Source organism: Candidatus Accumulibacter aalborgensis (assembly GCF_900089955.1).
GTDB classification, from domain to species: domain Bacteria; phylum Pseudomonadota; class Gammaproteobacteria; order Burkholderiales; family Rhodocyclaceae; genus Accumulibacter; species Accumulibacter aalborgensis.
Genome location: NZ_FLQX01000007.1, coordinates 1 through 8,253 on the forward strand (window position 1 = coordinate 1; position 8,253 = coordinate 8,253).

General features: G+C 59.3%; 6 protein-coding genes. All 6 read left to right on the top strand.

The genetic code is table 11. The features are described from left to right. The coding region (locus ACCAA_RS01405; RefSeq protein ID WP_483771139.1) for an O-linked N-acetylglucosamine transferase, SPINDLY family protein at window positions 1–844 on the top strand (844 nt) is incomplete at its 5' end. 426 nt (window positions 845–1,270) lie between these two features. Further along, window positions 1,271–3,040 (top strand): hypothetical protein, encoded by a 1,770-nt coding sequence (locus ACCAA_RS01410; RefSeq protein WP_186405469.1) that lies wholly within the window; start codon window positions 1,271–1,273, stop codon window positions 3,038–3,040. Continuing rightward, window positions 3,033–4,469, top strand: a complete 1,437-nt coding sequence (locus ACCAA_RS01415; RefSeq protein ID WP_186405470.1) for a UbiA family prenyltransferase — start codon at window positions 3,033–3,035, stop codon at window positions 4,467–4,469. Before ACCAA_RS01410 ends, ACCAA_RS01415 begins: the two co-directional genes overlap by 8 nt. A 14-nt stretch (window positions 4,470–4,483) precedes the next feature. Further along, on the top strand, window positions 4,484–5,776 hold the full coding sequence (locus tag ACCAA_RS01420) for an FAD-binding oxidoreductase (protein ID WP_186405473.1): 1,293 nt from the start codon (window positions 4,484–4,486) through the stop codon (window positions 5,774–5,776). Between the two features lie 4 nt (window positions 5,777–5,780). Further along, the gene (locus ACCAA_RS01425; protein ID WP_186405471.1) at window positions 5,781–6,518 is read left to right on the top strand and encodes an SDR family oxidoreductase; all 738 of its coding nucleotides are present in this window, start codon (window positions 5,781–5,783) and stop codon (window positions 6,516–6,518) included. After that, window positions 6,491–8,253: hypothetical protein (locus tag ACCAA_RS01430; RefSeq protein ID WP_186405472.1), on the top strand; the 1,763-nt coding region annotated here is incomplete at its 3' end. The genes ACCAA_RS01425 and ACCAA_RS01430, both read left to right, overlap by 28 nt.

Consider the following 8,253-nt stretch of genomic DNA (forward strand, 5'->3'; position numbering starts at 1 on the left):
GGCCCGGGCTCGTCCAACAAACGGATCAGATCGTGGCTTCGCACGATCTATCCTTATTCGTTATGCGGGGAGCACCGGACACCCGAAACTGGCAGACTACCTTCTCGGCGACCCGGTGGTCACGCCCTTGCCATACGAGCACTGCTACACCGAGACGCTCGCGCATCTGCCGAACTGCTATCTGCCGGCGGACAGCACCATCGAGCTCAGCGCGCCACCCTCGCGGCGTGACGCCGGACTGCCCGAGGAGGGTTTCGTTTTTTGTTCGTTCAACAACAGCTACAAGTTCAATCCGCCGGTCTTCGATCTGTGGTGCCGGCTCCTTGTGGAGTCAGGCGACAGCTGCCTGTGGTTGAGCCAGCCCGGCGGCACGGCTCAGGACCGTTTGCGGAAGGAAGCGCAATCGCGCGGCGTCGATCCGGCGAGGATCGTCTTTGCGCCGAGAGTCGAGTCGAAGGCCGATCACTTGTCGCGCCTGCAACTCGCGGATCTGGCGCTCGACCCGTTCCCCTATAACTCGCATTCGACCGGGATAGACGTTTTGTGGGCAGGCGTCCCGATGGTCGCGCTACTCGGCGACACCTTTCCCGGACGCGTTGGCGCCAGCCTGCTGCAGGCGGCGGGCCTCGACGAATTGATCGCCGGATCGCCAGAAGAGTACTACCAGCTTGCGCTGGGTCTGGCATGCAACCCGCAGCGGCTGCGTCAGATGCAGGCGAAGCTGGCCGAAGGCAGAACGAGTTGCGCGCTTTTCGACATGCCGCGCTACGTTCGTTCGCTGGAGGAGGTATATTTCCGCATGTGGCACAACCACCTGCAGGGAATCCGGACAGCGCTTGTGTGATCGAAGCGAATCGAGAGGGATTCGCTCTGTCCCATGAACCTGGAAACCTCTGTTGATGACGCGAGAGCCCTTCGACACGCCCGCTGCGCGGGCTGCTCAGGGCGAACGGAAGCTCACCCGTTGGGTGGGCCGAAAAAATCCCGTTCGTGCTGAGCCTGTCGAAGCATGAACGGGGTTTTCTCCCGCCAACCGAGGTTTTTAGGATGAAGAATCCTGTCTTGGAAGATTCTCCCGTGATGCAACCCGATGCCGCTACCGAACGCGCTCTGCGCTTGTTCCTGGATCGAATCAGGGCTAACTATGACATGGCTGGGGCGAGGCCTTCATTGCTGCCATGCGCGCACTGATAGAAGATCCGGCAGCTTGACGCGATATCGACGCTGGCCAGTGGACGAAATCGCGGCCCCTCGATCGCTCCACGCCAACATGAACTGTCGCCTCGCGTCCTTCTCTCGATTCTTTGCCAGTTCGCATCTGGATACCCTGATCCTGGCGATGTTTGCCGTGGCAGCGTGGATGGCCACGCATCCCTACCAGGGTATATGGCATGACGGCGTGCTGTATGCGGGACAGGCGATCTTTCGTCTTGACCCCGCGCTTTTTGCCAAGGACCTGTTCTTTGCCTATGGATCGCAGGACGGCTTTACAGCGTTTACCGGAATCTACGCGCTAGCGATTCGGGAACTCGGGCTGCCGGCGGCTTCCGCGCTGCTGTTGGGCATGGCTCATGTCGCCTGGGTCGCATCGGTCGCCTGGCTGCTGCGGGGGCTGCTCAGCGGGTTGGCCTTCTGGCAGGCGCTGATTCTGGTCACCGTATTGCCGGCGACTTACGGGTCCTTAGGGGTGTTCGCCTACGGCGAGCCCTTTCTCACCGCGCGCATCTGGGCCGAACCGCCCGCATTGCTTGCCGTTGCCTGCATCGTCCGTGGCTATCGGGTGGCAGCGATTGCCAGCCTCGCGTTTGCCGCAGCGATGCACCCGGTCATCGCCTTTCCTGCCGCACTATTCGTCTTCTTTTTTGGCTTTCGGGGCCGGCAGCAGTGGGCTATTGTTGCTGCAGGTGGGGTGGTCCTGGCAACGTTGTGTGCTTCGGGAATTCCGCCCTTCGCCAATTTGACGCAGACCATGGACCCGCTATGGCTGGACCTCTCGGCGGCTCGCAGCCCGTGGGTGTTTCTTGACCACTGGAGCGCCATAGAGTATCGGGAACCCCTCTTTCTGGCCCTGCTACTGACAACGGCTGCCCTGCTCTCCGTGCGCGACAGCCGCCGCCTGTGGTGGTCTGTCCTCGGTGTGTTTCTGGTCGGCATGGGGTTGGCGTTCCTTGCCGTCTATTGGCCCGCGGTCCCGCTGGTGCAAATGCAGCCCTGGCGAGTGCTGTGGCTGGTGAAGATACTCGCCATCGCCGCGGCAATAGTTTTGCTGCAAGACAACTGGTCGGTGTCGCCTTTCAGCAGGATGCTCCTGGGCGGCCTGGCAGCCTGCGCGTTGACGCTCGACAGCACGGGGCTATTCTGTGCCGCACCCTTATTCATGCTTCTCGTCATCCGCCATCGGTTGGCACTTGAGCCCCGCTTGCCGCCGTGGCTTTCTCCGCTGATCTGGGGTGTCATCGTCGTGGTGATCGGCGAGAAAGTCTTCTGGGAAGTGCTGCTTTCGTCCCCTGTCCTTGACTTTACAGGCCCATTATTTGCCAATCTGTCGCTGGCGAATCGTGTCTTGATCATCGCTCAACAATCCGACTGGCTGGTCTTCGCGCCCCTGCTGCTTGGCGCCTGGTGCTTGCTCCACCATCGTCCCCGAAGCCGTCGGTGGCTGTTTCTGCTCTCCGCAACCTTTATGGTCTTCTTTGCCGCTTACTGGCAGGCGGGGAGTCGCAATCAGGTCGTCAAAGATCCTCTCCGGGAAACGGCGTATGCCGAACTGGCTCATCTCATTCAAGCCCAGCACTTGACCTATTGGGGCGACGGCCTTCCCACCCTCTGGTTGAACCTCCATCGCGGCAGCTATGCGTCACCCCAGCAAGCGGCTGGCATCATTTTCTCGCGACAGACGGCTATCAATGCTGGGGCCGACGCACCGGCTGCACTGGCCATCACTCTTGTCTGTCGCGCCGCGACCCTGTGGTTCGCCGTATTGCTTGGGGCAATCAGTTGGCTGGCACTGGAATGTGGAAGCTTTCCTGTTCATGCCTGAACAGTACTCTCCCGCCCCGCCGCTCTGCGTCGACCTCGACGGTACGCTGATCCGCACGGATCTGGCGGGAGAATGCCTATTGCTGCTTGGCAAGCGGCGACCGCTGGAACTGTTGCGCCTGATGAAGAAACTCCTGAGAGGCAAGACAGCTTTGAAACTCGCGTTGGCAGATCGGGTGAGTTGTGACCCCGGTACCCTGCCATACAACAACGATGTCCTCAAAATGTTGCAGGCAGCACGCGCCCAAGGTAGGCGTACCGTTCTCGTCAGCGCCTCTCCACGACCCTGGGTAGAGACCGTGGCCGCCCATCTTGGACTCTTCGACGACATCCTGGCGACGGAGGATACCGTCACCAACCTTGCCGGCTCGTCCAAGGCAGACCGGCTTGTCGAACGTTATGGTGAACAGGGCTTCGACTATGCCGGCAATGCCCAGGTGGACCTTCACGTCTGGCGACATGCCCGGAAGGCTATCGTCGTCACGCCGGCGCGCGGTGTTCTTGACCGTGCCCGGTCGCAAGCGGTTATCGCTGCAGTCTTTGACGATAGACCGTCCGCTTGGTGGACCTGGTTGCGGGCCATGCGGATTTACCAGTGGGCCAAGAATTTGCTGGTATTCGTGCCGTTTCTGGCCGCCCACGCCTGGGCGAACCCGACGGTAGTCATGCAAGCCTGTGTCGCTTTTCTGGTTTTCGGGCTGACGGCGTCGAGCGTATACTTGCTCAACGATCTGGTCGATCTGGATGCAGACAGGCGGCATCCGCGCAAGAAACAGCGGCCCTTCGCCGCGGGCATGTTGCCGGTGGCACAGGGCGTAGTGGCAACAGTACTCCTGCTGGCGGGAAGCGTCCTGCTGGCGGCGCTGCTGCCGCCGATGTTCTCGGCTGCCCTCGCGATCTACTACGCGGTCGCCCTCGCCTATACGTTTTATTTCAAACGGGTAGTGCTGGCCGACGTTATGATCCTTGCAGGCCTGTATAGTGTGCGTCTCATCGCCGGCGCAGCAGCGGTCACCATCAGCCTGTCCTTCTGGCTTCTCGCCTTTTCGGTTTTTCTGTTCATGAGCCTGGCCCTCGTCAAGCGCTACACCGAGCTCCTCGTGCAACGCGATGCCGGCTTTCTCGGCGCGCAGGGACGCGGCTACCATATTGACGACTTCCCTTTGTTACAGACCATGGGCGTGGTGTCAGGATACGCGTCAGTGCTTTTGCTGGCGCTCTACATCAACAGTGAAACCGGCAAAGCCCTCTACAGCCGTATCGAGTTCATCTGGTTTCTCTGCATACTCTTGCTATTCTGGATCAGCCGGGTGTGGCTGCTGGCTCACCGCGGACAGATGCATGACGACCCCCTCGTCTTCTTCTTCAAAGACCGTTCCAGCCAGGCTATTGCTGCGATTGCCGTGCTGGCCATGGTGCTCGCTCTGTGAGCACGGTTGCCCGCATCCCGTTATCCGGCTGGGGTCGACTGCCGATCTCCCGGCAAACGCTGTTGCATTGCCGCGATAGATCCAGTCCGCTCCCCCTCCCGGATCACGGTACCCTTCTACCGTACGGCAATGGCCGTTCCTATGGCGACGTGCCACTCAACGACGGGGGGTATGCCTTGCTTACGCGTGGTCTCGACCGCTTCATTGCCTTCGACGCGACGACGGGACTGCTTCGGGCCGAAGCCGGGGTCACGCTGGACGAGGTTCTGAAACTCATTGTTCAACAAGGATGGTTTCTGACTGTCACTCCAGGTACGCGCTTCGTGACCCTCGGTGGGTGTCTGGCCAACGATGTGCATGGAAAGAATCACCACGTCGCCGGTTGTTTCAGCGCCCATGTCACCCGCTTCGAACTCCTCAGATCGGACGGGGAGCGTCGGATCTGTTTCCCGAATGACCCCTGGTTCAGGGCTACGGCTGGCGGGCTCGGGCTGACTGGTCTGATAACGTGGTTGGAGATACACCTGCAGCCGATTGCCAACGCGTGGATCACCCTCGAAAACAGAGCGTTCCGCAATCTCGAAGAATACTTCCAGATCAACCACGCCAGGGAAGCCGTCTGGCCTTATACGGTGGCCTGGATCGACTGCGCCGCACGCGGCAGCGCACTTGGCCGCGGAGTTTACATGGCCGGCAGGCACGCGCCGGTTGGGACAAACCCGCCACCGATCCGACATTCCCAATGGACGCTGCCCTTCACACCACCTTTCTCGCTGGTGAATACGCCCGTTCTGCGGACGTTCAACTGGCTGTACTATCATGCGCCCCGACCCCGGCTGGGCTACAGTCACTACGCCCCCTTCTTCTTTCCACTGGACCATGTGCGCAACTGGAACCGGATCTATGGACCACGAGGTTTCTACCAGTACCAGTTCTTGGTGCCGCACAAAAGTGCCTGGGCTGCTCTATGCGAAGTACTCGACCGCATTGCCTGTAGTGGCCAGGGGTCGTTCCTTGCCGTCCTGAAAAGCTTTGGCAACCTGCCCGCACAGGGGATGCTCTCGTTCCCGCGTCCTGGGGTGACGCTGGCCCTTGACTTCCCCAATCGCGGAGCGAAGACGAGCCGTCTGCTCGACGCGCTCGACGACGTTATACGTCAAGCGGGCGGCGCGCTCTACCCGGCCAAGGATTCCCGCATGCGTGGTGACGACTTCCAGCGGGCCTATCCGGAGTGGCAAGAATTCCGGTCATACATCGACCCGCGCTTTTCGTCCGACTTCTGGCGACGGGTTACAGAGCAAGGATAAGGCCATGCAACGCGTTCTCATCTTTGGCGCGACATCGGCCATTGCCGAAGCAACGGCACGTCGATTGGCAGCTACGGAAGTTGCTTTCTTCCTTGTCGGACGCAACCCCAAGAGACTCGCGGCGATAGCCGATGATCTCGGAGTGCGTACCGGCAACAGGGCTCATCAGGAGGTTGCCGATCTGGACGAACTTGATCGTCATCCGATGATCATCGACAGGGCTCTTGCAGCCCTCGGTGGCCTCGACCTGGCATTGATCGCCCATGGCGCCCTGCCTGATCAAAGGGCGTGCCAGCAGGACGTCGGCAAGACCATGGACTCCATCCACACCAATGCCCTGAGCGCCATCAGCCTAAGCAGTTTGATCGCGAACCGCTTTGAACATGCTGGCCATGGCACTCTCGTGGTCATTGGTTCCGTTGCCGGCGAGCGAGGCCGACAAAGCAATTATGTTTACGGTGCCGCGAAGGGAATGCTCGCGATCTTTCTTCAGGGTTTGCGCAACCGCCTCACTCCGGCGGGTTGCCAGGTCATTACGATCAAGCCAGGATTCGTCGATACTCCTATGACCAAGGAGTTTGCCAAAGGCGTACTCTGGGCGCAGCCAGACGACATTGCCCGGGGAATCGTCAGAGCCATCAAGAACAAGTCGGATGTCGTCTATTTGCCGTGGTTCTGGCGAGGAATCATGGCGATGATAGGCATGATCCCCGAGTGGATTTTCAAACGGATGCGTCTCTGAAGATGCAGTCGCCCGCAAGCCGCGGTCATGGTCCGATCGCATCGTTCTTGTTGTCGGCTCGGGGAATGAGGTCGGCGCCGGCACAGTATAATGGCATCCTTGCAGGCTGGCGCGGATTGGCGACGAGTGGAGAGTTCCCGCATGCTGGTGAGGGCGAAGCCGGAGCACTGCTGTCGGGGACGGATTGTGATCAGCAAACTGCATGCTCGGAACATGCCGGAAGTATGATAGAGAAATCTCACTTGACGCCTTCGCATTCCTATAAGAAACTGCACTTACACGGCGAGACATCACCAGCGTTCTTTATCGCTGCGGCACTGGCAGCCGTACCGGTGTGGCTCTCGGTGTTTCCTCCGATGGTGGATCTGCCTCAGCATGCCGCACAAGTTGCGACTTTCAGCCGTATGTGGGATTCTTCATATCCTTTCTCCAGTCTCTATGAGATCAACTGGTTTACCCCTTATCTGTTTGGCTACGCCCTCATCTGGCTGCTCGCACAATTGTTTCCGATAATCGCGGCCATCAAGATTGTCGTCTCGGCGGCGGTTATCGGTTTTCTTCTCGCAGGCTCATGGCTTCGTCGCACCGCCGGTGGCCGCAAGGAGTGGGATTGGCTGCTACTGCCGATACCCTACGGATTTGTTTTCCAGTGGGGATTCCTGAATTTCTTCATTGGAGCCCCGTTGGTCCTGCTGTTTGTTCGCGAGGCACTGTTGCTGGGCCGCGTGTATGACCGCGCGCACGCGATTCGTCTGGCTGTATTTGCCCACCTCCTTTTCTTTGCCCACATTCTGCTGGCGGTTTTCTTCTGTTTTGTGTTGGGACTACGTGCAGCAGCCCTGGCTTCCAATTTTCGACAAGCATTCAATAGGATACTACCGTTTACGGCGCCAGTGCCAATTACGCTTTTATGGGCGACCATAACAATTTTCGGCGAACCCCAGGCCAATGAACCGGTTGGCTGGGACTGGCACCCGGGCCGCCTTGTCGAGTTCTTCTGCCTGCCATTCGGCCTCGACCCGACGACTGCCAATTTATTGGCTGGCGGAGCATTGTTCGCCATCCCTTTCCTCACCGGTGGCTCCCCCTCGAAGCGCGTGGCGGATTGGGTGCCTTTCGTTCTGGTCAGCATTATCTTGCTGTTCCTGCCGAGCCACGTATTTGGCAATTATTATACTTACCAACGCTTCGGGTTGTTTGCTTACCCCCTTTATTTGATTGCCTTTTCTTCCGCTTCTCCAGCCAGCTTGCCTGGTTATTGGCAGCGAGCTTCGACCATGCTGCTGGCCTTCGGCATTGCCAGTGCCGCCGTCATTCATGCTAGCAACTGGATCAAGGCGTATCGCTTCGACAAAGAAAGTCGGCAATTCAGCGAAATACTCGGTGCAATGGACAAAGATAAACGGGTGCTTGGCCTGTTGTTTGAACGTGAAAGCGAGTTTTTCCGCCCTCCGATGTATCTACACTTTGCGGCATGGTATCCCGCCCTTCGCGGCGGCGCGACAGACTTCAGTTTTGCCAGTTTTATTCCGGAAATACTGCGTTATCCTGCGGACATGCAGCAGAACTGGGGTCGAGGAGCTGACTGGCGCCCGACACAATTTCGCTGGAGATTCCACCGTGGCTGGCAATACGACTATTTTATCGTGAAGGTCGATGCCGACCTGTCAAGGTGTAAGCGTTTAGCCCCCCTACCACACGTACCGAGCAGGTTGGTGCGGAGCGCAGCGCTTGC

What these genes read in the sequence shown, in the direction of transcription:
- ACCAA_RS01425 (WP_186405471.1), top strand. Translation starts at nt 5,781, where the DNA reads ATGCAACGCGTTCTCATCTTTGGCGCGACATCGGCCATTGCCGAAGCA.
- ACCAA_RS01410 (WP_186405469.1), top strand. Translation starts at nt 1,271, where the DNA reads ATGAACTGTCGCCTCGCGTCCTTCTCTCGATTCTTTGCCAGTTCGCAT.
- ACCAA_RS01415 (WP_186405470.1), top strand. Translation starts at nt 3,033, where the DNA reads ATGCCTGAACAGTACTCTCCCGCCCCGCCGCTCTGCGTCGACCTCGAC.